General features: G+C 72.9%; 19 protein-coding genes. 10 read left to right on the top strand and 9 right to left on the bottom strand.

Features of this window, described 5'->3' with window-relative positions; all coding sequences use genetic code 11:
- Nucleotides 1-1110 carry an aminoglycoside phosphotransferase family protein gene (locus tag ABD269_RS17570; RefSeq protein WP_344118836.1) on the bottom strand — a complete coding sequence of 370 codons (1110 nt, stop codon included), beginning with the start codon at nt 1108-1110 and terminating at the stop codon, nt 1-3.
- Nucleotides 1111-1345: 235 nt separating this feature from the next.
- On the opposite strand from ABD269_RS17570, the gene ABD269_RS17565 reads away from it, so the two are divergent.
- Entirely contained in the window at nt 1346-2878 is a 1533-nt protein-coding gene (locus ABD269_RS17565) for a DNA-binding protein NsdB (protein WP_344118834.1), read from the top strand.
- Nucleotides 2879-2935: 57 nt separating this feature from the next.
- Here the strand turns inward: ABD269_RS17565 and ABD269_RS17560 are convergent, their stop codons facing one another.
- Complete coding sequence (locus ABD269_RS17560; RefSeq protein ID WP_344118832.1) at nt 2936-4402, bottom strand: PP2C family protein-serine/threonine phosphatase; 1467 nt, start codon at nt 4400-4402, stop codon at nt 2936-2938.
- Nucleotides 4403-4973: 571 nt separating this feature from the next.
- Here ABD269_RS17560 and ABD269_RS17555 point away from each other — a divergent pair.
- The 3 genes from ABD269_RS17555 to ABD269_RS17545 all read left to right on the top strand — a co-directional run bounded on the left by ABD269_RS17555 (nt 4974) and on the right by ABD269_RS17545 (nt 7383).
- The gene (locus ABD269_RS17555) at nt 4974-6404 is read left to right on the top strand and encodes a HEAT repeat domain-containing protein (protein WP_344118830.1); all 1431 of its coding nucleotides are present in this window, start codon (nt 4974-4976) and stop codon (nt 6402-6404) included.
- 8 nt (nt 6405-6412) lie between these two features.
- Nucleotides 6413-6985 (top strand): hypothetical protein, encoded by a 573-nt coding sequence (locus tag ABD269_RS17550; RefSeq protein ID WP_344118828.1) that lies wholly within the window; start codon nt 6413-6415, stop codon nt 6983-6985.
- A gap of 194 nt (nt 6986-7179) precedes the next feature.
- The gene (locus ABD269_RS17545) at nt 7180-7383 is read left to right on the top strand and encodes a DUF5302 domain-containing protein (protein WP_301889619.1); all 204 of its coding nucleotides are present in this window, start codon (nt 7180-7182) and stop codon (nt 7381-7383) included.
- Between the two features lie 12 nt (nt 7384-7395).
- On the opposite strand, the gene ABD269_RS17540 is transcribed toward ABD269_RS17545, so the two are convergent.
- Nucleotides 7396-7827, bottom strand: coding sequence for a hypothetical protein (locus ABD269_RS17540; RefSeq protein ID WP_344118825.1), 432 nt, complete (start codon nt 7825-7827; stop codon nt 7396-7398).
- A 376-nt stretch (nt 7828-8203) separates the two neighbouring features.
- Between ABD269_RS17540 and ABD269_RS17535 the strand changes: the two genes are divergently transcribed.
- Nucleotides 8204-9220, top strand: a complete 1017-nt coding sequence (locus ABD269_RS17535; RefSeq protein ID WP_344118823.1) for a polyprenyl synthetase family protein — start codon at nt 8204-8206, stop codon at nt 9218-9220.
- A gap of 27 nt (nt 9221-9247) precedes the next feature.
- Here ABD269_RS17535 and ABD269_RS17530 read toward each other — a convergent pair whose 3' ends face one another.
- The 6 genes from ABD269_RS17530 to ABD269_RS17505 all read right to left on the bottom strand — a co-directional run bounded on the left by ABD269_RS17530 (nt 9248) and on the right by ABD269_RS17505 (nt 13792).
- Nucleotides 9248-9988 (bottom strand): Mut7-C RNAse domain-containing protein, encoded by a 741-nt coding sequence (locus tag ABD269_RS17530; RefSeq protein WP_344118821.1) that lies wholly within the window; start codon nt 9986-9988, stop codon nt 9248-9250.
- A 50-nt stretch (nt 9989-10038) separates the two neighbouring features.
- Nucleotides 10039-10686: a PhzF family phenazine biosynthesis protein gene (locus ABD269_RS17525; RefSeq protein ID WP_344118819.1), complete on the bottom strand. Its 648-nt coding sequence runs from the start codon at nt 10684-10686 to the stop codon at nt 10039-10041.
- Between the two features lie 38 nt (nt 10687-10724).
- Nucleotides 10725-11003, bottom strand: coding sequence for a hypothetical protein (locus ABD269_RS17520; RefSeq protein WP_344118817.1), 279 nt, complete (start codon nt 11001-11003; stop codon nt 10725-10727).
- An 86-nt stretch (nt 11004-11089) separates the two neighbouring features.
- Complete coding sequence (locus ABD269_RS17515) at nt 11090-11443, bottom strand: hypothetical protein (RefSeq protein WP_344118815.1); 354 nt, start codon at nt 11441-11443, stop codon at nt 11090-11092.
- A gap of 81 nt (nt 11444-11524) precedes the next feature.
- The gene (locus ABD269_RS17510; RefSeq protein WP_344118813.1) at nt 11525-12643 is read right to left on the bottom strand and encodes an alpha/beta hydrolase; all 1119 of its coding nucleotides are present in this window, start codon (nt 12641-12643) and stop codon (nt 11525-11527) included.
- Between the two features lie 156 nt (nt 12644-12799).
- On the bottom strand, nt 12800-13792 hold the full coding sequence (locus ABD269_RS17505; RefSeq protein WP_344118811.1) for an NAD-dependent epimerase/dehydratase family protein: 993 nt from the start codon (nt 13790-13792) through the stop codon (nt 12800-12802).
- A gap of 844 nt (nt 13793-14636) precedes the next feature.
- Here ABD269_RS17505 and ABD269_RS17500 point away from each other — a divergent pair.
- From ABD269_RS17500 to ABD269_RS17480, 5 genes are all read left to right on the top strand, one after another.
- The gene (locus ABD269_RS17500) at nt 14637-16814 is read left to right on the top strand and encodes a hypothetical protein (protein ID WP_344118809.1); all 2178 of its coding nucleotides are present in this window, start codon (nt 14637-14639) and stop codon (nt 16812-16814) included.
- 67 nt (nt 16815-16881) lie between these two features.
- Complete coding sequence (gene pelF / locus ABD269_RS17495; RefSeq protein WP_344118807.1) at nt 16882-18429, top strand: GT4 family glycosyltransferase PelF; 1548 nt, start codon at nt 16882-16884, stop codon at nt 18427-18429.
- The gene (locus ABD269_RS17490) at nt 18426-19883 is read left to right on the top strand and encodes a hypothetical protein (protein ID WP_344118805.1); all 1458 of its coding nucleotides are present in this window, start codon (nt 18426-18428) and stop codon (nt 19881-19883) included. Before pelF ends, ABD269_RS17490 begins: the two co-directional genes overlap by 4 nt.
- A 52-nt stretch (nt 19884-19935) precedes the next feature.
- Nucleotides 19936-20943: an SDR family NAD(P)-dependent oxidoreductase gene (locus ABD269_RS17485; protein ID WP_344118803.1), complete on the top strand. Its 1008-nt coding sequence runs from the start codon at nt 19936-19938 to the stop codon at nt 20941-20943.
- 54 nt (nt 20944-20997) lie between these two features.
- The gene (locus ABD269_RS17480) at nt 20998-21711 is read left to right on the top strand and encodes a nucleotidyltransferase family protein (protein WP_301890517.1); all 714 of its coding nucleotides are present in this window, start codon (nt 20998-21000) and stop codon (nt 21709-21711) included.
- The last annotated feature ends 1 nt before the right edge of the window (nt 21712 follow it).

Here is a 21712-nt window from a genome sequence, read left to right as displayed (position 1 = left end):
TCAGCGGGTGCCGACCGCCGCCCGTACGGCACGCCTGGCGAGCGCGCAGTCGTCATGCAGGCGACGCAGCAGCAGCCGCTGCTCCTCACCGGACTCGGCAGCACCGGGTGCGGTCGGCGCGGGCTCCTGCAAGGCGCGCTGAACGGCCGTTTCGTACGTGCGGATCTCCCGTGTCAGTACGAGCATCAGATTCACCAGAAAGGCGTCACGGGAGACCGGGCCGGCCTGCTGTGCGTACTGGCTGATCTGACGGCGGGCCCCCGGGGCGTCGCCCAGGACGGTCCACAGCGTGGCCAGGTCGTACCCCGGGAGATACCACCCGGCCTGGTCCCAGTCGACGAGCACCGGACCGGCGGGGGAGAGGAGGATGTTGGAGAGCAGCGCGTCACCGTGGCAGAACTGCCCCTGGACGTGGGCCAGCCCGTGCAGCAGCTTCTGGAGGTCGCCCAGATCGCGGTCGGTGAGCAGGCCCAGCTCGTGATAGCGGGTGATGCGCTTGCCGTAGTCGAGCGGCATGTCGAACATGCCGGCCGGTGGCCGCCAGAGGTTGACCCGGCAGACCGCCCCGAGCGCCGCGCGGACGTCCGCGCGGGGCGGGGAGTCCGCGGGGTGCCGCTGGGCGGCGGCCGGCCGGCCGGGCATCCGCTCGATGACCAGGGTGCAGTTGTCGGGGTCCGCGGCGATCAGCCGAGGCACCCGCACCGGCGGGCGGTGCCGGACGAACGCCCGGTATGTAGCTATTTCGTGGCGGAACCGCTCGGCCCATGCCGGTGAATGATCCAGTAAACACTTGGCCACGGCCGTGCTCCGGCCGGTGGATCCGACCAGCAGGACCGAGCGGCCGCTGCGGCGCAGCACCTGGACCGGGTTGAACTCCGGGCAGATGCGGTGCACCGCGGCGATCGCCGTGCGCAGTTGCGTGCCCTGGGGGCCGGACAAGTCGATTCTCCCGCTGAGCGGTTGGCCGCCGAGCCCCGGGGACCGCCGGGCCCTTCCGCCCCCGAAGGCAGCTCCCGCGGCATGGGAGGGGTCGAGGTACGGCCCGCCGCCGGCGTGCTGCGGACGGAGCTGCCGGGGCGGGGCGGACACGGAGGACGAGGCTGCATACATGTGCGGAACAGATCCCTTCGTGTGCCGGCGAATTACGGCGCTCCCCGGTCCCCGGGCCATGGGGCACCCTGGGGAATGCCTTCCGGCTGCGGGGTGGCCGGGGTGGCGCGTTCCTACATCACACCCCGTCGCGGGTGGCACACCATCTGGCGGACCCTGGCGAACCCTGGCGAATACTCGCTTGGCCCATGACGGCCCGCTACCTTCAAGTCAGCCGAGAACCTGGGGGCTTGACGTGACGAGGGAACCCAACACCCGCCTAGCGGATCTGTTCGGCCTGGCCGGCTGGTCCAAGGGCGAACTCGCGAGACTGGTGAACCGGCAGGCGGCCGTCATGGGCCACCCGCAGCTGGCCACCGATACCTCGCGAGTGCGGCGTTGGATCGACATGGGGGAGTCCCCGCGCGATCCCGTGCCCCGTGTGCTGGCAGCCCTTTTCACCGAGCGGCTCGGTCGTGTCGTGACCATCGAGGACCTCGGGTTCGGCCGGCGAGGGCGCGCGGGTAAAGGGCAGTCCGCGGACGGGCTGCCCTGGCCGCCCGAGCGGACCGCCGCGGTCCTCACCGAATTCACGGGAATGGACCTCATGCTCAACCGACGCGGCTTGGTGGGCGCGGGCGCCGCGCTCGCCGCAGGCTCAGCACTCAGCAGCGCTATGCACGACTGGCTGCACTCCGATCCGGTTCTCGCCTCCGACGCTCCTCGCTTCACAGACCCCCTGCACCTGGACTCCACGCACGCCGAAGCGGCCGGGCTCGACCGCTATGAGGCGGCGCCCGTGGGCTCCACCGAGATCGACGCCCTGGAACACTCGGTCGATGTCTTCCGCGCCTGGGACGCCCAGCGCGGTGGCGGGCTCCAGCGCAAGGCCGTCGTGGGCCAGCTCAACGAGGTGGGCGGGATGCTCGCCTACCACCACCCCGACCACCTCCAGCGGAGGCTGTGGGGGGTCGCCGCGAACCTCGCGGTGCTCGCCGGCTGGATGTCCCACGACGTGGGCCTGGAGCCCACCGCGCAGAAGTATTTCGTCATCGCCGCCCACGCGGCGCGCGAGGGCGGCGACCGCCCGCGGGCGGGCGAGGCGCTCTCCCGCGCCGCGCGCCAGATGGTCCACCTCGGCCGCCCCGACGACGCGCTGGACCTGATGAAGCTCGCCAAGTCCGGCTCCGGCGAGGAGACCCTGCCCCGCACCCGCGCCATGCTCTACACCATCGAGGCCTGGGCACAGGCGTCCATGGGCCGGGGCCAGGCCATGCGGCGCACCCTGGGCGAGGCCGAGGAGCTCTTCGTCTCGGACCGGGGGGACGTGCCACCGCCCAGCTGGATGCAGTCGTTCGACGAGGCGGATCTCCACGGCATGGAGGCGCTGGCGTACCGCACGCTCGCGGAGCACGACCCGGCGGCCGCCGCCGTCGCCCAGCAGCACGCCAGGGAGGCGCTGGCCCTCCGGGGCAACGGCTATCAGCGCTCCATGATCTTCGACTACATCTCCATGGCGTCGGCCTGCTTCATCGGCAACGACCCGGAGCAGGCGGACACCTATGCCCGGCTGGCGCTGGTGTCCATCGGCGAGACGTCCTCGCACCGCACCTGGGACCGGCTGCGCGTGATGTACCGGCTCACCGGGCGGTACGCGGGCTACGGCCGGATCGAGGAACTCCGGCAGGAGATCAAGGAGGCCCTCCCCAAGGCTCCCAATAAGAGCCCCGGGAAGGCCACCCGCAAGGACCCCGGGGCGGACAAAGGCGGCAAGGGCATGGCCGTGTAGGGCGGGCCCGGCACGGTCCCGCGGCCGACCCCCACGCGGATGCCTGCGCGGGGACCTTCAGCGGCGAATACGGGCGATCAGCACGCAGGCATCGTCCTCGCGCTCCTTGCCCCCGAACTCCTCCAGCACGGCTCTGACGCACTCCTGGGCACTCCTGGCCACGGCGAACCGTGGTGCGAAGCCCAGCAGCCGCTCCGCGATCGAATCGGCCGGCTCGGTGCTGCGGGGCGACAGGCCGTCGGTGTGCAGCACCAGCACATCGCCGGGCTCCAACCGCTCTTCGGCCTGGGCATACGAAGCATCGGGGACCGCCCCGAGCAGCATGCCCTCCGGCGGCCGGAGCGCGATTCCGCTCCCCTCGCGGAAGAGCAGCGGGGCGGGGTGGCCCGCCTGCGACCAGCCCAGCGTCATGGTCGTGGGGTCGTAACGACAGCAGACGGCGCTGCCGAGCGCGGGCTGCGCGGAGGCGTCGAGGAGGTGATTGAGCCAGCCCATCAGGGGGCCCGGCTCGGCCCCGGTGATCGCCATGCCGCGCAGCGCGCCCAGCAGCATGGCCATGCTGGAGGTGGCGGCCACACCGTGCCCGGTGAGGCCGCCCACGCTCAGCAGCGTCCTGCCGTCGGGCAGTTGGAGGGCGTCGAACCAGTCCCCGCCGACCAGGGCACTGCTGGCGGACGGGAGATAGTGCGCGGCGAGATCGAGGGTGCCGGGGGCCGCTTCGGCCTCCGGCACCGCGCTGCCCGGGAAGCGCAGGGAGCCGCGCCACGGTGGCAGCACCGCTTCCTGGAGTTCGACCGCGAGCCGGTGCTCGGTCCGCGCGGCGTGCTGGTGGTGCCGCAGCGAGTCACGGGTCTCGTGCACGGCCTGGCGGCTGCGGCGCAGCTCGCTCACATCCCGTAGGACCGCCCACATGGAGGCCGTGGCGCCGTCGGCGTCGAGCACCGGCTCGCCCATCATGTGCACGGTGCGCAGGGAGCCGTCGCCGCGCACGATGCGGAATTCCCCGTCGATCGGCTTCCCGTCGACCAGGCAGTCGGTGACCATCGCGGTCAGCAGCCGGGTGTCCTCCTCCAGGACCCAGGAGGGCAGTTCGTCCAGGGTGGGCGCGCCGTCCTCGGGGCGACGGCCGAAGAGCTCGAACAGGTCGTCGGACCAGGTGACGTCGTCGGTGAGGAGGTTCCACTCGGCGCTGCCGGCCCGGCCGAGCGGTGCGCCGGCCGGATCCGCCGGCGCCGTGAGTGCCTGCGGGCCGGGCTCCCCGGGCCGGGCCGCGGGGCCGTCGTCGGGCGGCCCTTCCCGCAGCTGGTCCAGGTGCTCGCCGAGGTCGTCGAGCTGATGGACGGCGAGCTCGCACAGGGCGCGCTGCCAGCGCGCCCTGGGGTCCGTCGGCAGCTCCTCGCCCACGGTCCCGCGGCGCACGGCGTCGATGTCGCCACGGAGCCGGCGCGTGAGCGAGATGAGCGCGTCGACGGTCTGCTCGGGCGGCTGAGCGGCGGAACGATCCGTGTGGAGAGGGGACGGCATGACGTACTCCGATACGGGCGCGGCGCGGCCGGCGCTGGGTCCGGGGACAGGGCCGGTAACGACTGTTGCACAGGGAGCGAGGGCCTGTAAGTGGTTTGGCAACACCCGATCTGGTGGTGTCATCGGCATATGCCGTGGGCAACAGGGGGTTTTGTCAGGAGCATGAGAGGCGGGTCGTCGCACGTGTGGCAGGGGGCTGTCGGAGGTAGGGAAGGGGGGTGTCGTGGACATGGAGGGCCGATGTCGGGCGCGATGCCGAGGGGAGAAGGCCGTCAAATGCGGTCAAAGATCAATTACATGGTGATCGCGGACCCGGGGCGAAGCCGGCGTGGGTGCGGAAGCCGGGAGTCCGGGGGTGCGGGCGTCGGTGGCGGCGGGCGGCCACGGGAGGGGCGGAGCAGGGCAATTCGGGCGCGACTCGGCGGAATGCTCGGCTCCGGGTAGGCTGCGGGCGCTCGGAAGACCGCGAGTTCCCCCTGTTCACCAGGCATAGCACCGGTGGACACCGGCAAGAATGCCGGACGACGGAAATCCCGTTGCCAGCCGACTCCCCGCACCGGATGCTGACCCCATGTTCGATCCAGACATAGCGCCCAGCGGCACCCTGCTCGGCCTCCTTCAGCGAGGCCGCGGCGACGGGACCCTGCATGCCCTCGCGGCGCCGCGGGCGGAGGCGCTCGCGGCGCTGCACCACTGCGTGCTGCACGACCCCAGGCGCGACTGGCAGGTCGAGAACCGCTCGCTCTACTACGCGCGCCTCCACCTGGATCTCGACGGCGGGCTCGACGAGCTGGAACAGCACCTCTTCCACGTCGACGACCTGCTCGACACCGCGGAGGAGCGCACCGGGCTCGCCCTCGCCGTCCTCGGCCACCTCGCGTCCTACGGCCGCACGGACGCCCTGCTGCTGCTGCGCCGCTACGCGATCTCCGGGGCGAACTGGGCCTGGGCCCTCGACGAGCTGGCCCTGCGGGACGACGACGCCGGACTGCTCGGCATCGGCGAGAGCATCCTCGCCCGCTTCCCCGGCACCCCCGCGGGCGAGGCCGCGCTCGCCGCGGCCGTGCGCGACGCCTTCGAGCCCCGCCCCTGGCGGCTGTGGGCCGACGAGCGGCAGTCGCCCTCGACCGCCGCCCGCGTCCTCGCCGCCGGGGAACAAGGCTCCTTCGACCGCTGGCAGCGCCAGCTGCGCCCGACGGGCCCCCGGCCGGGCTGGAGCGTGCGCGAGGTCCTGGACTGGGCCCAGGAGGGCCTCGCCCTGCACCCCACCCAGCTGCGGCACGTCCCCGCGACCCGCTGCCTCACCGCCGTGGCCGGCCCCGAGGACCGGCTGGAGATCATCCAGGCGGCCGCGTCCGGCCCCGAGGCCGCGCGCGCCACCGCCCTGCGCTATCTCGCCGAGCACCACGACCCCCAGGCCCTCGACCTGATCGAGGCCGCCGCGGCCGACCCGGCCGAGCTGGTCGCGGAGGCCGCCGTCACCGCCTTCGAGCGCATGCGCAGCACCGCGGCCCTGGAGCGGGCCCGCGGCTGGATCCACCGCGCCGACGCCCTGGGCGGCGCCGCCGCGGGCATGCTGGCCTGCCGGGGCGCGGCGTACGACTCCGCGCTGGTGCTCGGTGCCCTGCGCCGCACGGTGCGGGCCGAGGGCCCGGACGCGGCGGTGCTGTGGGAGCTCGTCCAGGGGGCCGGGCGGCTGTCGATCGGCTGTGCCGCGCCCGTCCTGCGCCATATCTACCGCGAGACCTCCTCCTCGCAGCTGCGCGGGCGCACGGCGCGCGCCCTGGCGGCCACGGACCCGTCGTTCGCGGCCGGCTTCGCCGTCGAGTGCCTGTGGGACTGCGAGGAGACCACCCGCGAGCTCGCCGCCCACCACGCCACCACGGCCGACGCCCGCGTGGTCGAACAGCTCCGCAGACTCGCCGCCGACCCGGCCGAGGAGGCCGAGGTCCAGACGGCGGTCCGCAGCCGCTTTGGCCCCGAGGCGTCATCGGCGGGATGATCTTCGGCATGACTTCCACGATCATGCCGCGCATGGCGGCGGGCGGCCGGGCGCTGCTGCTGTCCGCCACCCTCATATCCGTCGTCGCCGTCCCGCTCGCGGCCGGGCCCGTCGCCGAGGCCCGGCCGCGTGCCGCGGCCGCCGCGAACAGCGACACGGCCGCCGTCCGGATCACCGAGGGCCAGGTCGCCGAGGCCGGGCCCGGCCGGCCGATCCTCTACCCGAGCGTGACGAGCTGTCTGACCGTGACCGTCCGGCTGCGGGACGGCGGCAAGGTGGGGGCGCACGCCAGCCTGTTCCAGGTGCCCGGCGAATACCGCTCCGACCAGATCCTCGCCGCCCTGAAGAACCGGGTCGGCAAGCGGGCCGTGAGCCGCGTCGAGGTCAAGGGGGCGGTCGGCGCCTGGTATCCCGGCTACTTCACCAAGGCCATCGAGAGCTACGGCGAGGGGGAGACCGTTCCCTACCCCACGGCGCCCGATGCCGAAGGGATCGCGAAGGCGGTTGCCGCGGGGCTCGGCGTGCCCCGGTCGAAGCTCACCGTCCAGGACCTCCCCGACGGTGATCTGACCATCGACTGATTCCCCCGGAACCGCAATTCCCGGTGCGCGTGGGCAGATCGGGCCAAACCGCTTCAAGGGCGCTGCCGGCCGCCGATGACGGCTTTCCCGCCGTTACCTGCTTCAATCGGCTCAGCTGAACGTCAACCGGACTTCAACTGAACGAGCCGTCGTGCGAAGCTGGGACGACGGCCGCCATGACCAGGAGGTTTTTGATGACGGACAGCACTGCGTCCCAGGACACGCCCGAGACCGGCGCCGAGGACGAGGTCAAGCGGAAGTTCCGCGAGGCCCTCGAGCGCAAGCGCGGCCAGTCGGCCGACGGCGCCGCGGGCGGCCAGGGCCGTGACGGCTCCAAGATCCACGGCACGCACGGCAAGGCGGGCGGCCAGCGCTCGTTCCGCCGCAAGAGCGGCTGACCGTCCGATCGGTCAGGTACGGCGGCGCCCGAAGGCCCGCCGTGCCAGCCGGATCGCCAGCGCGATCAGCACCACCACGAAGAGCACGACGAGGATCAGCACCACCAGCAGGAAGATCCCCAGCTTCGCGAAGAAGCCCTTCTTCTTTTTCTTCGCCTTCGCCACCGTGACCCGGTGGTCCACGGCGGCGTGCCCGGCCGGCCGCACCGAGCGCTGCGCGAGGGCGAGCGCCGCGCCGCCGGTGTCCGCGGCGGTCACCGACCGGCCGACGGAGGTCACCGTCCGGGCCGGACTCTCCGCCGACGCGGGCGGCACGAGCAGTGCGGCGCCCAGGGCCAGGGCCGCGACGACGGCCGCGCGGCGGGTACGGCGGCCCCGGCGGCGTCCGGCGGATGCCACCCGCCGGTCGCGCGGTGGCCCGTCCTGTTCCAACTCAGCGATCATCCAAGCCCCCATGGTGTGCCGGGTGTTCCCCGGCAGCGCAGGCGGTACCGGCGGGCGAGCCACCGGCGTCCCCATTATCGGCCCACCGCGCCCGCCTTGAGCAGGGCGCGTTCCGGATCGAAGGGCGCGACGGGATTCCGGTACACGCGCCCCGCGACCGGGTCCGGCCGTGGGCGGCCGGACCGCCACCACGAACCGGCACCTCCTTTCCCCGGCGGCTCTCGCTCACGTCAACTCCCCACCTGTCACTGTCACCCCACAGGACCGGCCCGCATCGCGTCGCGCCCCCGGCACCCGCCGCCCGCCTGGAAAGCTGGACCCGCGAGGCCCCGGCCCCGCCGACGCCTCCGATTCCCGAACGCACCCGCGAGGACCCGTGAACCTCGACCCGCCCCTGCACTCCGCCGCCCCCGAGCGGTCCCCGGCCGCCCTCTTCTCGCGCTACTACACCCGGCGCGCGGAGGAGCTGTGGCCCAGGACCGACGACGCCCTCGACTCCCTGGCCCGCTACGCGCTGCTGCCGCACGGCAAACTCCTGCGCCCCAGGCTGTTCCTGCTGTGCGTCGCGGCGCTCGGCGGCGACCTCGCCCAGGCCTCGGTCATCGCGGCCGCCCTGGAGAGCCACCACACCGCGAGCCTGGTGCACGACGACCTCATCGACGGGGACGCCGAGCGCCGGGGCCGCCCCTCGGTCCACGCGCGCTTCGGCACCGACCAGGCCCTGCTCGTGGGCGACGCCCTCGTGTGCCGCTCCTTCGCGGACGTCGCCGACTGCCGCGGCGAGGGCCTGGCCCCCCAACTGCTGCTCGACATCATCGTCCTGGCGGGCAACACGGGCGTCGAGATCTGCCGGGGCCAGCTGCTGGAGGACCGGATGCGCACCGACCTGGCCTGCGGCCTCGACACCTATCTCGCCATGGTCACCCTCAAGACCGCGGCCCTGCTGCGGGCCACCTGCCGCATGGCGGCACTCCTCACCGGAGCCGACCCCGAGATCACCGCTGCGCTCACCGCCTACGGCGAGACCCTGGGCGTCGCCTTCCAGATGCGCGACGACCTGCTGCCGTACCGCGGCCAGGACGTACGGTCGCAGCCGGGCAAGCCGATGGCCAGCGACCTGCGGAACCGCCGGCCCACGCTGCCGCTGCTGCTCGCCGTGGAGCGGGCCACCCCGCGGCAGGCCCGGCAGCTGCGGCGGCTGTTCCTGCGGGGCGAGGGGCGGCGGGCGCGCCGCCGGCTGACGGCGCTGATGCACGAACTGAAGGCCGTCGAGGCGGCGGTGGGGATGCTCGACGCGTACGTGGAGACGGCGCGCACGCATCTGAACCGGCTGCCGGACACGTCGCACCGGGAGCAGTTGCACCGGCTGACGTACGCGATGAGCACGAGCTGAGGTGATCCGCGGGGCACTTCGCCCGGGCTAGAGCGCTGTCGCCGGTGTGCCGAATTCGCGCAGGGCCTCGTTCACGATCGCCTCCAGGCGCTCGTGGTGCGCTCCCCGCCAGTACACGCGCTCGCACTCGGTGCACTGGGCGAAGACGTCGTAGGTGGAGCGCGTGCCGTGTTCCAGGCGGTCGCCGACCGACTGTTTGTCGGCGTCGCGGAGCGGGCCGTTGCAGGCGGTGCACCGGCTCCAGGGCGCGAGGCGCGGGGCGAAGCGCCCGAGGACGTCGCGCAGTTGCTCGTCGGGCCGGTCGCTGTAGACGTACGCGCCCGCCCAGATCTCCCGGCGCCGCAGCAGCCCGCGGTCGCGGGAGAGCAGCACACGGCGCTCGGCCGCCGAGAGCGCGGCGAGCGCCGGGTCGCCGAGGTCCTCGCTCTCGTACGCCGCGTCCACGCCCAGCAGCCGCAACCGCCGCGCCAGCGTGCCCAGATGCACGTCGAGGAGGAACCGCAGCGGAGCGCCGGGCACCTCCTGCGGGCGCGTGACCGCGCGCACCTCGACCTCCTCGTCCGCCCCCGGTACGTACGACACCGGCACCCGCCGCCCGTCGACCAGCAGCGCGCCCACCTCGGTGAGCGGGACGCCGAACGACTCGACGACGTGACCGAGCGAGGACGAGCCGTCGGTGGCCACGGGTGTGCGCTCCGCACGGCGGTCGGCGGCCGCGAAGAGCCGCAGTTCGGGGGCGAGGGTGAGGCGGATCCGGCAGTGGTTCACACCCTCAGCATAGGAAACGGCCCCGGACCTGTGGCCGTCGCCCCGGAAGCTCAGGCGGCGCGTGCCACCCGCCCGCCGATGTCGATCGTGCCGTCGGCGCGGGGCCGGGTCAGGATCTGCGAGGCCGCGCCCTGGCGGATGTCGAGGGCACGGTCCAGCCGGCCGGTGAGCACCAGCGCGGCCGCGCCCGTCGCCTCGTCCTCGACGATGCCGTCCCCGCGGCGGGGAAAGCCGCGGGCGCGCACCCGGCCCGCGCGCTCGTCCTGCCAGGCCCAGGCGTACAACCAGCCCTCGCCCTCGGGCGGCGCGGGCAGCGCGTCGACCTCGGCCACCGACGCGTACTGCTCGGTGTGCCGTCCGGCGGCCCACGCGGCGCGGCCGCGCACCCAGGTGAACTCGCCGTCCCCGTGGACGCGGACCTCGCCCGCGGGCGGCCGCAGCACGTCCGTCCCCAGCAGCCACCCCACGCCGACGAGCGGGTGGCCTGCGAACGGCAGCCGGACGCTGGGCGTCCAGATGTCGACGACGCCTCGCTCGGCGTCGTCGACGAACACGGTCTCGCTGTGGCCGAGCTCGGCGGCCAGTTCCCTCCTGGCGGCGTCACCCCGCACGGCCGCGCCGTCGCGGACGACGGCGAGGGCGTTGCCACCCTCGCCGTCGGGCCCGGTGAAGACATGGAGCACCTGGATGTCGATCATCCCGGCATTCAACATCAGGCCGTGTGCGCCGGTCGAGGTCAGGGCCGCCGGGTGTCCGGGGCGACGGCGGATCCCTGACGCAGGAACAGCAGCAGCCGGGCGAGCCTTCCGGGCGGCCGGGGGACGGCCCGCAGGGCGCGTTCCGGCGGGGCGGCGGCCGGGGTGTCCGGCTCCGCGGCCGAGGGGGAGCGGTCGGGGGGTTCGGGCCGATCCGAGGGCCCTTCGGGGGTGGCGGCGGGCGGTGGCCCGGAGGCGTGGTCGCGGTAGACCTGGGCGCGCAGGTAGGCACCCATGGCACGCGCGGGGTCGAGGGGCATGACGACTCTCTCTGCTCTCGTACCTGCTGGATGTGCGGGGCGGTGGACGGCGCGGTGGCCCCCGGGCAGGGGCGGGCGCCTCACCCTCAGCAGCGCAGGACGGTGTGACCCGGGCGGGCGGCGCACGCCGGAGCGGCGTCGGCGCGGGAGACGAGCGGAGTGACGCGCAGGCGGGCGACCGGGGTGGTCGGGCCGGTGAGCAGGGGGACGCGGTGCCCACAGCGCCGCCCCTCGCGCACGGCGCTGCCGGGGAGCAGCAGCATGGAGGTGACGCAGTCGTCGGACGGTGTGAACTCCAGCGAGGAGGAGCCCTCTTCGCGGTCGTCGCCGTAGTCGACGGCCTGGACGCCACCGCCCGCGAGGATCAGCAGCAGGGAGATCAGCACGGCGGCCGCGGCGCGGAGCACGGACTGCGGCAGAGCGAAACCCCAACCAGGCATGCGCTCAGCGTAAGATTGCCATTACTTTGCGCGCATTCCCGCGTTCGGGTGATTTTTCGGGATCCTATAGGGAATTCGGAGCTACTTCTTCGCGGAGAGCTCCTTGTCCAGCCAGCCCAGCACGACCGGGTATTCCTCGCGCCACGTCTGGAAGTTGTGTCCTCCCTCGTCGCGGATGAGCTTGGTGACATGGGTCGGAGGCTTGGCCGCGGCCGCGAACTTCAGTGTCGGCTCGTAGTTCTCCTCGCCCGTCTTGCTCGTCGACACCAGCAGGGACACCGGCGGCGGGGGCATGTGTTCGAGGCGCCAGGTCAGGTCGTTCTCGTTCTTGTACGCCTTGCTGCCGGCGTAGAGGTCGCCGGTCTTGCCGTCCTGCCGGGCGAAGTAGTCCGCGGACAGGCCCGCTGCCGCGCCGTACCGCGCGGGATTGGTCATGGCGAGCTTCAGCGCGCAGTAGCCGCCGGTGGAGTTGCCCACGGCGCCCCAGCTTCCCGGGGCGTCGGACGCGCGGTACTGCTCGGAGACGGCCAGGGGGAGGTCCTGGTTGAAGAAGGTCAGCGCCTGCGGGCCGCCCGGCACGTCCGTGCAGTTGGTGTCGCGGTCGGCGACGACCGAGGGCCGCACCAGGAGATAGATGGCCGGCCGGATCTTCTTCGCCATGATGGCGGACGAGGCCGCCTGCGGGACCTTGAGCTGGGTGATGAGGTTCTTGGAGACCCCCGGCTGGCCCGTGATCGCCACGACCACGGGGAACTTCTCGTTCGCGTGTTCCTTCTGGAAGTACTGCGGCGGCAGATAGGCGTAGCCGTCCATGCCCAGCCCGCTGACCGGTCCGCGGATCTCGATCCGGTCGACCTGGCCCGCCTTCTCCCGGCCGCCCTTCAGGCCAGCGGACTCCTGGCCCTTGACCGTGAGCGCGGGCACCCGCTCGCCGCCCTCCGCGCCCGGCTGGAGCGACTGCCGGCTGGAGGCGCGGCCGAGGAGCTCGTTCCAAGTGGAGTAGAAGCCGTAGATGTTGTTCCCGGCGACGAGGAGCAGCGCCAGGATGCTGACCTGGGTGACGACCAGCAGTCCGATCCGGCCCGCCAGGGCGAGGAGCCCCTTCTTCGCGACGCGCGGCCACAGCCAGATCACGAGCGCGCACACCGCGAGGGCGATGAGCGCGAGGACTGTCAGCAATGCCTGGGACGTGAGGCCCACGGTGGTGACTCCTCTTGGAGGGGATTTCTCCAGGGGAGACGGGACAGGACCGGTACGGGTTTACCGTTCGATGATCATTGTCATTTTATGTCGGCGGGTGCGGCCCGGCGATTCCGGCGCCGGGCGGGCCGGACGGCCCGCCCGGCATGCGGGGTGTCAGCCGCCGGTGCCCAGGAGCTTCGCCTCCAGCTCGGGATCCAGCCCCGGCGCCGGGCGGTCCGGCCGCTGCGGTGCCACGCCCCCCAGCGTCCGCAGCCACGCCCAGGTGTCGGCCACCGTCTCCTCCGCGGGCCGGCACCGCAGCCCCGCGGCCAGGGCCTTCGCCGCCGACCCCCGGTGCAGCGTGTCGTACAGCTCGCCCCGCGGCACCCACACCGGAAGGTCCGTCCAGGGCTGGACGCCCGCCGCGAGGATCTGCTCGGGGCCGGTCCAGCGCAGCTCCGCGTCGGAGCCGGTGACGCGCACGCAGGCCTCCAGCAGGGCGCCCGTCGTCGTGTGGCCCGGCGGGGCGATCAGGTTGTACGGGCCCGCGAGCCCGTCCGCGACGGCGTCAAGGGTCCAGGTGGCGAGGTCGCGCACGTCGATGAACTGCAGCTCCAGATCGCGCGGCCCCGGTGCCAGGACCGGCCCGCCGCGCGCGATCCGGTTCAGCCACCACGGCAGCCGGCCGATGTTCTCGCGGGGGCCGAGGATCAGCCCGGAGCGCACCAGGAGCGTCGCGTCGTCACCGAAGGCCGCGGTCGCCGCGAGCTCTCCGCCGCGCTTGTCCCGCGCGTAGTCCACGGCGTCCGCGTCCGGCGAGCCGTCGACCACGGGGTGGCTCTCGTCGTGCCCGTCGGGCGAGGGGTAGGTGTACACCGAGCCGGTCGAGACGTAGGCGTAGCGCCCGGCCCGCCCGGCCAGGGCCCGCGCCGCGTCGCGCACGGCCGTCGGCGCCGCCGCCCAGGTGTCGACGACGGCGTCCCACTCGCCCGCGCCCAGGGCCGCGAGGCCGCCCGGCGCCGTGCGGTCGCCGTGCAGGGCGGTCACGCCCGCCGGTGCCGCGTGCCGCCCCCGGTGGAAGACGGTCACCTCCCAGCCGCGGGCCAGGGCCGCCTCGGTGACGGCGTGGCCCACGAATTCCGTTCCGCCCAGTATCAATAGCCTCATGCGGGAAACCCTGCCTGGTCACGGGCGTTCGCGGAAGTGCTGTGAGCTCTGAGCGGATCTGCCGGGAGCAGACAAGTGGAGGATAAGATTCCGTCGTCTGCGAGTGATCCTTCAACAAGCCGCCGGTCAACCGGAGTTGATCCCTCCCCCAAGGATTTGAGGACAACCTTACTTAGAGGGGGGAGCGTTGCTTCCGGTTGCCTCTCCGGCTTGGAATGGATCTTGAAAACCCCGGTCGCGGAGATCGACGGGCGGGGGATGTATCCGACAATTGACGGGTGCAACGGGCAAGCCGGACAGTAGTCATCAGGCCGATCTCCGGGCGCTCAGTTCCCCGGGGGACCCGTGCGACACCGCGCGACGGCGGCGCGCACCACGGCGGTGTACACCAATGTCGGCACAGGTCACCCCGGAGGTGACCGCCGGACCAGGTGTCCTCCGGTCCGTCCGGCGCCCCGGCGGTGGTGCGCTCAATTCCGGACAGACCACGGTCACATGCGTCCGGGCTACTCGGCAGTGCGCCAGCGAGACGTTCGGCCATGGCGCACTATATGGCTGGGCGGTCGAGAGGCATCGGTGCCTCTCGAGGTCGCGGCACCGCCGTGCCCGGCGCTCGCGCACACCGTCGTACGGCACCGGCTCCGGCCGTACGGCTTCGGCGGCGGACATGGCGTCCGCGCCGGGTGCAGAGAAGCGGGCGGTCGGGTGGGGAGGCGCGACCGCGAAGGGGCCGTTCCTGGGGACTTATTCGATGTGCCGCGGTGCCGGGTCCGGCGCTGCGCGCACGCGTCTTACCGGACGGCGGCGCACGGGGTGCGCGGGCCCGTTCTGGGGGGAGAAAACCATGGGTCGTCCGACCCGTCTTGCCGCAGCCTGCGCTGCGGGCGCCCTGCTCGCCATCGCCGCTCCCGCGGCAGGGGCGCAGGCCGCAGACACCACTCCGAGAATCGATCTGCGGGTGCTCGTCGTCGACGACGGCGGTCCCGCCACCGAGGCGATACGCGCCGAACTCGACGGCGCCGGCACGCCGTACACGAGCGTCGCGCTCTCCGACTCCGGGCGCGCCCGGATCGACGACGCCTTCCTCAGCGACACCGTCGACGGCAGACCCAGGGCGAAGTTCCAGGGCGTGGTGCTGCCCAACGACAGCCCGTTCGGCGCCAATTCGCCGGAGATGGCGGCGCTGGCGTCCTACGAGAAGCGCTTCGGCATACGGCAGGTCGACGCCTATACGTACGCCCGTCCGGCCGTGGGTCTCAACAGCCCGCAGGACTCCGGCTACAGCGGAAGCCTCGACGGCAAGTCCGCGCAGGTGACCGCGGACGGGGCCGCCGGGCCGTTCGGATACCTGAGGAAAAACGTTCCCTTTGAGGGCAACGATCCTGCTGTGAACGAGAGTTGGGGCTATCTCTCGGCCCCGCTGGCCAAGCAGGCCGACGGTGCCACGTACACCAGCTACCTCGACGCGCCCATACCCGGTGGCACCGGGCGCGGCTCGCTGATCGGCCAGTACGCCCACGACGGGCGCAGCGAGCTGGTCGTGACCTTCGTCTACAACCAGTACCAGCAGCAGTTCCGGCTGGTCTCCCGCGGCATCGTGGAGTGGCTGACGCAGGGCGTCCACCTCGGCGCCTCCCGCAACTACTTCGGGGTGCACGTCGACGACGTCTTCGCCTCGGACGACCGCTGGGACACCAAGCTCAAGTGCACCCCCGGCGACGTCGACTGCCCCGGCAACCCCACCCCCGACCACCCGGCGCTGCGGATGACCGCGGCCGACGCGCAGTACGCCAAGCAGTGGTCGCAGAGCCACAACCTCCCCATCGACTTCGCCTACAACGGCGTCGGCAGCGAGGAGTACCGGGCGGACCACGGCGGGGCGCCCGACCCGCTCCTGAACCAGCTCGTCGCCGACCAGAAGTCCTTCCGGTGGATCAACCACACCTACACCCATGCCTTCCTGGGCTGTGAGCAGAACACCACCGTCGTGCCCTGGAAGTGCCAGACCGACCTCTTCGGCAACACCAAGTGGGTCAGCGGCGCCTTCATCAACAGCCAGATCAACGACAACCTCAACTGGGGCGCCCGGCAGGGCTTCACGCTCGACCGGGACGAGCTGGTGACCGGCGAGCACTCCGGCCTCAAGACGCTCCCGCAGCAGGCCCAGGACAACCCCAACCTCGCCCCGGTGCTGGCGCTCAACGGTGTGAGCTGGGTCGGCAGCGACACCTCGCGCGAGCCGCAGCAGCGTCCGGTCGGCACCGCGCTCACCGTGCCCCGCTACCCGATGAACATCTTCTACAACACCGGCACCGCCGCCGAGGAGACCGACGAGTACAACTGGCTCTACACCAAGAAGGCCGACGGCGGCAGCGGCATCTGCGAGAACTCCAAGGTGACCACCTGCCTGAAGACCCCGCTGGACGTGAAGACGGGCTTCAACTCCTACATCGTGCCCATCGAGACCCGGATCGCCCTCGGCCACGTGCTCGCCAACGACCCGCGGCCGCACTTCATGCACCAGTCCAACCTCTCCGAGGAGCGCATCGGTTACTCGGTCCTGGAGAAGACCCTCTCCGACTACGCGGGCCTCTACGCCGACAGCACCCCGATCGTCAACCTCCGCATGCGTGACATCGGCACGGAGCTGAGCAAGCGGGCCGCCTGGACGTCGGCGCTCGCCTCCGGCAAGGTCACGGCCTACCGCATCGGCTCCGCCGTCACCGTCAGCGCCCCCAGCGGTGTGCAGACCACCGCGACCTTCCCCGAAGGCACCGTGCAGCTCCAGGGCAGCGCCACCGCCCCCTTCGGCACCGCCTACGCCGGAACGCGCTCCGGCTGGGTCGCCCCCGCCGCCGGGCAGCCCCAGCTCTCCTTCACCCTGCCCGCCACCGCGACACCCGCGACCTCGTCGTCCACGGCCCACGCCGCACGGGTGCAGGCCCCGGCGGCCCGGCTCACCGTCCCCCGGGGCGTCGCCCACGCCGTGCCGTACGGCCCGGTGCCGACCGCCCGCCGCTGAACCCGCCCGCAGGCCCTCCGCGCACCCCACCACCTCAGGCCGCGTCACCTCGGGAGAACCGAATTTCATGCACGGACCGCTTGCCGAAACGGCATCCGACACCCCCTCGGTGACGCTGCTCACCGAGGGGACCTACCCGCACAGCCATGGCGGAGTGAGCGTGTGGTGCGATCAGTTGGTGCAGGGCATGCCCGACGTCGACTTCCATGTCATCGCGGTCACGGGCACCGGCCGGGAGTCCCTCGCCTGGGAACTCCCGGCCCACGTCCGGAGCGTGGCCTCCCACCCGCTGTGGGGCCCGCCCCCGGCCGGCCGCGCCCCGCGCGGCCGGGCCCTGCGCTCCTTCCTCGCCTGCTACGAACAGTTCCTGCTCGCCCTCCTCGACCCCGCGCAGGAACACCACTTCCCGCGCGCCTTCTACCGGCTGGCCGACCACGCCGCGGCGGGCATCCTCGCCCCGGCCCTGCGCGGCGAGGCCGCCGCCCGCACCCTCGTCCGCGTCTGGAACCGCCCCGGGCTCGCCGTGGCCGCCGCGCGCCCCACGCTCCACGACGCGCTGACCGCCACCGACCTGCTGGAGCACGCGCTCCGCCCGCTCGCCGCCGACCCGCCCGCCGGGGGCGTCACCCACGCGGTGAGCGGCGGACTCGCGGCGCTCCCCGGCCTGATCGCCCACCACCGGCACGGCACCCCCTTCCTCCTCACCGAACACGGCATCTACCTGCGCGAGCGCTACCTCGGCTTCCGCACGGAGCCGTACACCTGGCCGGTCAAGGCCCTGATGCTGGGCCTGTTCCGGCTGCTCGCCGTCGAGAGCTACCGCTGCGCCGCGCTCGTCACCCCGGGCAACCGCTACAACCGGCGCTGGGAGGAGCACGGGGGCACCCCGCCCGCCCGGATCCGCACCGTCTACAACGGCGTCGACCCGGCGGCGTTCCCGCCCGCCGGGCCGGAACCGCGGACACCGACGCTCAGCTGGGCCGGGCGCGTCGACCCGATCAAGGGACTGGAGACCCTGATCCGGGCGTTCGCGCTCGTACGGGCCGAGATACCCGAGGCGCGGCTGAGGCTCTTCGGCGGCACCCCGCGCGGCGGCGAGGGCTACCGCACCTCCTGCGAGAAGCTCGCCGCCGAGCTCGGCGTGGGCGAGGCCGTCGTCTTCGAGGGCCGGGTCGAGGACATCCGCGACGCCTACGCCGCGGGCAACGTGGTGATGCTCTCCAGCATCAGCGAAGGCTTCCCCTTCACCCTCATCGAAGCCATGTCCTGCGGCCGCGCCACCGTCTCCACCGACGTCGGCGGGGTCTGCGAAGCGGTCGGCGACACCGGGCTCGTCGTCCCGCCCCGCGACCCCGAGAGCATGGCGAAAGCGGCGCTGAAGCTGCTGCGGGACGACAGCCTGCGCGCCAGCATGGGCGAGGCCGCCCGGCTCCGCGTCATCGAACAGTTCACCCTCCGCCAGACGATCAGCGCCTTCCGCGACATCTACCGCGACCTCGCGGGCGTCGGACAGCGGCCCGTGGAGCACCCCTGGCACCGGCCGCAGCCGCAGACCGTCCTCGACGAGGCCGCTCTCGGCCCCGTCATGGCCATGGCGGCAGGTGACGCCGGATGAGCGGCTTACTGCGCCTCGTGCCCGACGAACCCGAGCCCGCCCACGACCTCGCCGCGACCCCGGGGTCCCTCCGGCAGAGACCCCGGCCGCGGTGGGCTGCGGACCCGATCGACGAACTCGCCGAGGAACTGGCCGAGGTGTGCGCCGTCGCCGTGCACCCCGACGAGATCGCGGCCGTCCTGGAGGCCGACGGGCTGACCGGGGAACAGATCACCGAACGCTACGGCCGGGCCGACGCCTTCGAGCTCGCGGCCGAGCTCTACGCACGCGTCCCCCGCAGCCACCCCGACCCCGGCCCCCGCCCCGACCCCTGGCGGGTGCACCCCGCCCAATTCCTGCTCAGGGCCCTGGTGTTCACCCTGCCCGGCTTCGGCTACGCCATCGGCGCACCGCTGATGACCGGCGCCCGGGACGGCTACGGACTGCCCCGGGGCACCGTCGGACTCGTCGTCTCGGCCCTCGTGGCCTGGGCCTGGAACCAGGGCTTCGCCCACCGTGCCTACCTCCGCCTCGCCGTCGGCCGCCCGGCCGCCGGGCGCTGCCTCCAGTGGGGAGCGCCGCTGGGCGCCCTGCTCGCCACCGCGGCGACCCTGACGGCACCCCGGAGCACCGGGGTCACCGCCTTCGCCGCGGGCCAGGCCGTCTATCTCGCGGCGGCCACCTGCCTGCTCGTCCTCGGCAGGGAACGGCTCCTGCTGCTCACCCTGCTGCCCACCGCCGCCGGGGGAGCCCTGCTCCTCGCCGTCCCCCTGCCCACCGCCGTGCGGATCGCCCTGCTCCTCGCCACCGTCACCGCGGTGACCGGCGCCGCGGCGTACGAGATCCTCCGCACCCGCAAGGCCGACACCCCGTACACCCCGCCGCCCGCGCTGTCACCGCTCGCCTCACTGCCGTACGGGCTGTTCGGCCTGGGCTGCGGAGTGCTCACCACCCTCGCCGCGCTGGGCGACGTCCTGCGCCACAGCCCCGGAGCCCGCACGGCCGGCGCCGCCGTCATCGCGCTCACCCTCAGCATGGGAGCCGCCGAATGGCTGCTCTACCGCTGCCGGAGCATGGCACTCACCGCGCTCACCCGCGCCACGACCCCCCGCGGACTGCTGACCGGCGGGGCCCGGGTGCTCGCCCTGTGCGCGGCCGCCTACCTGGCCGCCCTCACCGCCCTCGCGCTGACCACCGGCGCGCTCTGGCCGGACGGACCGCCGGTCACCGCCGTACGGCTCGCCGGCCTGCTCGCCCTCGGCACGGTCCTGTGGGCCGGACTGCTGCTCCAGGCGTTCGGCGTCGCCTGGATCCCGGCCCTGCTGTGCCTGGGCGCGGCCGGAGCCGAATCGGCCGCGCTCACCCTGCGGACCACGGCACCGGCCACGGCCCAACTCGTCATCTGTACGGGCGCGGCGGCCGCCCTGCTGGCCGTCGCCGCCCAGCGGCTCGGACGGCTCACCACGCACCGCTGACCCACAGAACACGCACCACCAAGCGCACGGCCCGTCACCAAGGGAGACCCTCATGCCCGCACCCGCACCCGCACTCGTCGCCGTCACCGGCGCGGAAGGCTTCATCGGCTCGCACCTCGTCGAGGCGCTCGTCGCCTCCGGCCACCGGGTCCGCGCCATGGTGCAGTACAACTCCTTCTCCTCGTACGGATGGCTGGAGACGCTGCCCGCCGACGTGATGGAGCAGGTCGACGTCGTCCTCGGCGACGTCCGCGACCCCGGCTCCGTCACCGGGCTCGTCACCGGCACCGAAGCCGTCTACCACCTGGCCGCCCTGATCGCGATCCCGTACTCCTACCGCGCCCCGCACAGCTATGTGGAGACCAACGTCACCGGCACCCTCAACGTGCTCGAAGCCGTACGCCACCTGGGCATCCCGCGCCTCGTCCACACCTCCACCAGCGAGACCTACGGCACCGCGCAGACCGTGCCCATCAGCGAGGACCACCCCATCAACACCCAGTCCCCGTACGCCGCTTCGAAGGCCGGCGGCGACCGCCTCGCCGACAGCTACCACGCCAGCTTCGGCGTGCCCGTGGTCACCTTGCGGCCCTTCAACACCTTCGGGCCGCGGCAGTCCATGCGCGCCGTCATCCCCACCGTCATCGGGCAGGTCGCCGCCGGACAGCGCCTCATCACCCTCGGCGACCTCCGCCCCACCCGCGACTTCAGCTACGTCAAGGACACCGTCGCCGCCTTCCTCGCCGTCGGCACCGCGCCCGCGGACGAGGTCGTCGGCCGCACCTTCAACTCCGGTACGGGGGAGGAGATCTCCATCGGCGACCTGGTGTCCCTGATCGGCAAGCTCATGGACGCCGACCTGGACGTACGCCCCGACCCCGAGCGCATCCGGCCGGAGAACTCGGAGGTCATGCGGCTCGTCTGCGACGCCACCAGGCTGCGCGCCGCCACCGGCTGGGCCCCCGCCCACACCCTGGAGCAGGGCCTCGCCCGGACCGTCGAATTCTTCCGCGACCCGCAGAACCTCGGCCGCTACAAGGCCGGGATCTACAACGTCTGACGCGGCGGGACCGCTCACCGCCGCGATGTCACCCACGCAGAGAGGACGGCACCCATGCACGCAGTCATACTTGCCGGAGGCAAGGGCGTCCGGCTGCGCCCGTACACCACGGCGCTCCCCAAGCCCCTCGTGCCCATAGGCGAGGAACACGCGATCCTGGAGATCGTGATGCGCCAGCTCGCCGGGGCGGGCTTCACCAGCTGCACCCTCGCCATCGGCCACCTCGGCCACATCATCCGCGCGTACGTCGGCGACGGCTCCCAATGGGGCATGAGAGTCGACTACGCCACCGAGGAGAGCCCCCTCGGCACCATGGGCCCCCTCCTCACCATGATCGACCGGCTGCCCGAGCACTTCCTCGCCATGAACGGCGACATCCTCACCGACCTCGACTTCGGTGACGTCTACCGCACCCATGTGACCTCCGGGGCACCGCTCACCATCGCCACCTACGCCCGCCAGGTGAACATCGACTTCGGGGTGCTCACCACCGACGCCGGGCGCGTCGTCGGCTTCGCCGAGAAGCCGAGCATGGACTACCGGGTCTCGATGGGCGTCTACGGCGTGTCCCGCGCCGCCCTCGCCCGCTACACCCCCGGACTCCCGCTCGGATTCGACGAGTTGGTCCTGGACATGCTGGAGGAGAAGACCCCTCCGCACGCCTACGACTTCGAGGGCTACTGGCTCGACATCGGCCGGCCCGACGACTACGACCGGGCCAACCGGGAGTTCTCCGGCCACCGCGATCTGCTGATCAAGGGAGCGTGAC

The organism is Streptomyces blastmyceticus (genome assembly GCF_039521185.1).
Taxonomy (GTDB): Bacteria; Actinomycetota; Actinomycetes; order Streptomycetales; family Streptomycetaceae; genus Streptomyces; species Streptomyces blastmyceticus.
Note: the sequence above shows the minus strand (reverse complement) of the source record. Positions and strands in the feature narration are given on the sequence as shown.

Bases quoted from the DNA above. Each gene is read 5' to 3' on its own strand.
- ABD269_RS17570 (WP_344118836.1), bottom strand. From the start codon at position 1,110: ATGTATGCAGCCTCGTCCTCCGTGTCCGCCCCGCCCCGGCAGCTCCGT.
- ABD269_RS17560 (WP_344118832.1), bottom strand. From the start codon at position 4,402: ATGCCGTCCCCTCTCCACACGGATCGTTCCGCCGCTCAGCCGCCCGAG.
- ABD269_RS17505 (WP_344118811.1), bottom strand. From the start codon at position 13,792: ATGAGGCTATTGATACTGGGCGGAACGGAATTCGTGGGCCACGCCGTC.
- ABD269_RS17480 (WP_301890517.1), top strand. From the start codon at position 20,998: ATGCACGCAGTCATACTTGCCGGAGGCAAGGGCGTCCGGCTGCGCCCG.
- ABD269_RS17485 (WP_344118803.1), top strand. From the start codon at position 19,936: ATGCCCGCACCCGCACCCGCACTCGTCGCCGTCACCGGCGCGGAAGGC.
- ABD269_RS17545 (WP_301889619.1), top strand. From the start codon at position 7,180: ATGACGGACAGCACTGCGTCCCAGGACACGCCCGAGACCGGCGCCGAG.
- ABD269_RS17520 (WP_344118817.1), bottom strand. From the start codon at position 11,003: ATGCCCCTCGACCCCGCGCGTGCCATGGGTGCCTACCTGCGCGCCCAG.
- ABD269_RS17555 (WP_344118830.1), top strand. From the start codon at position 4,974: ATGTTCGATCCAGACATAGCGCCCAGCGGCACCCTGCTCGGCCTCCTT.
- pelF (WP_344118807.1), top strand. From the start codon at position 16,882: ATGCACGGACCGCTTGCCGAAACGGCATCCGACACCCCCTCGGTGACG.
- ABD269_RS17540 (WP_344118825.1), bottom strand. From the start codon at position 7,827: ATGATCGCTGAGTTGGAACAGGACGGGCCACCGCGCGACCGGCGGGTG.
- ABD269_RS17490 (WP_344118805.1), top strand. From the start codon at position 18,426: ATGAGCGGCTTACTGCGCCTCGTGCCCGACGAACCCGAGCCCGCCCAC.
- ABD269_RS17515 (WP_344118815.1), bottom strand. From the start codon at position 11,443: ATGCCTGGTTGGGGTTTCGCTCTGCCGCAGTCCGTGCTCCGCGCCGCG.
- ABD269_RS17550 (WP_344118828.1), top strand. From the start codon at position 6,413: ATGACTTCCACGATCATGCCGCGCATGGCGGCGGGCGGCCGGGCGCTG.
- ABD269_RS17500 (WP_344118809.1), top strand. From the start codon at position 14,637: ATGGGTCGTCCGACCCGTCTTGCCGCAGCCTGCGCTGCGGGCGCCCTG.
- ABD269_RS17525 (WP_344118819.1), bottom strand. From the start codon at position 10,686: ATGATCGACATCCAGGTGCTCCATGTCTTCACCGGGCCCGACGGCGAG.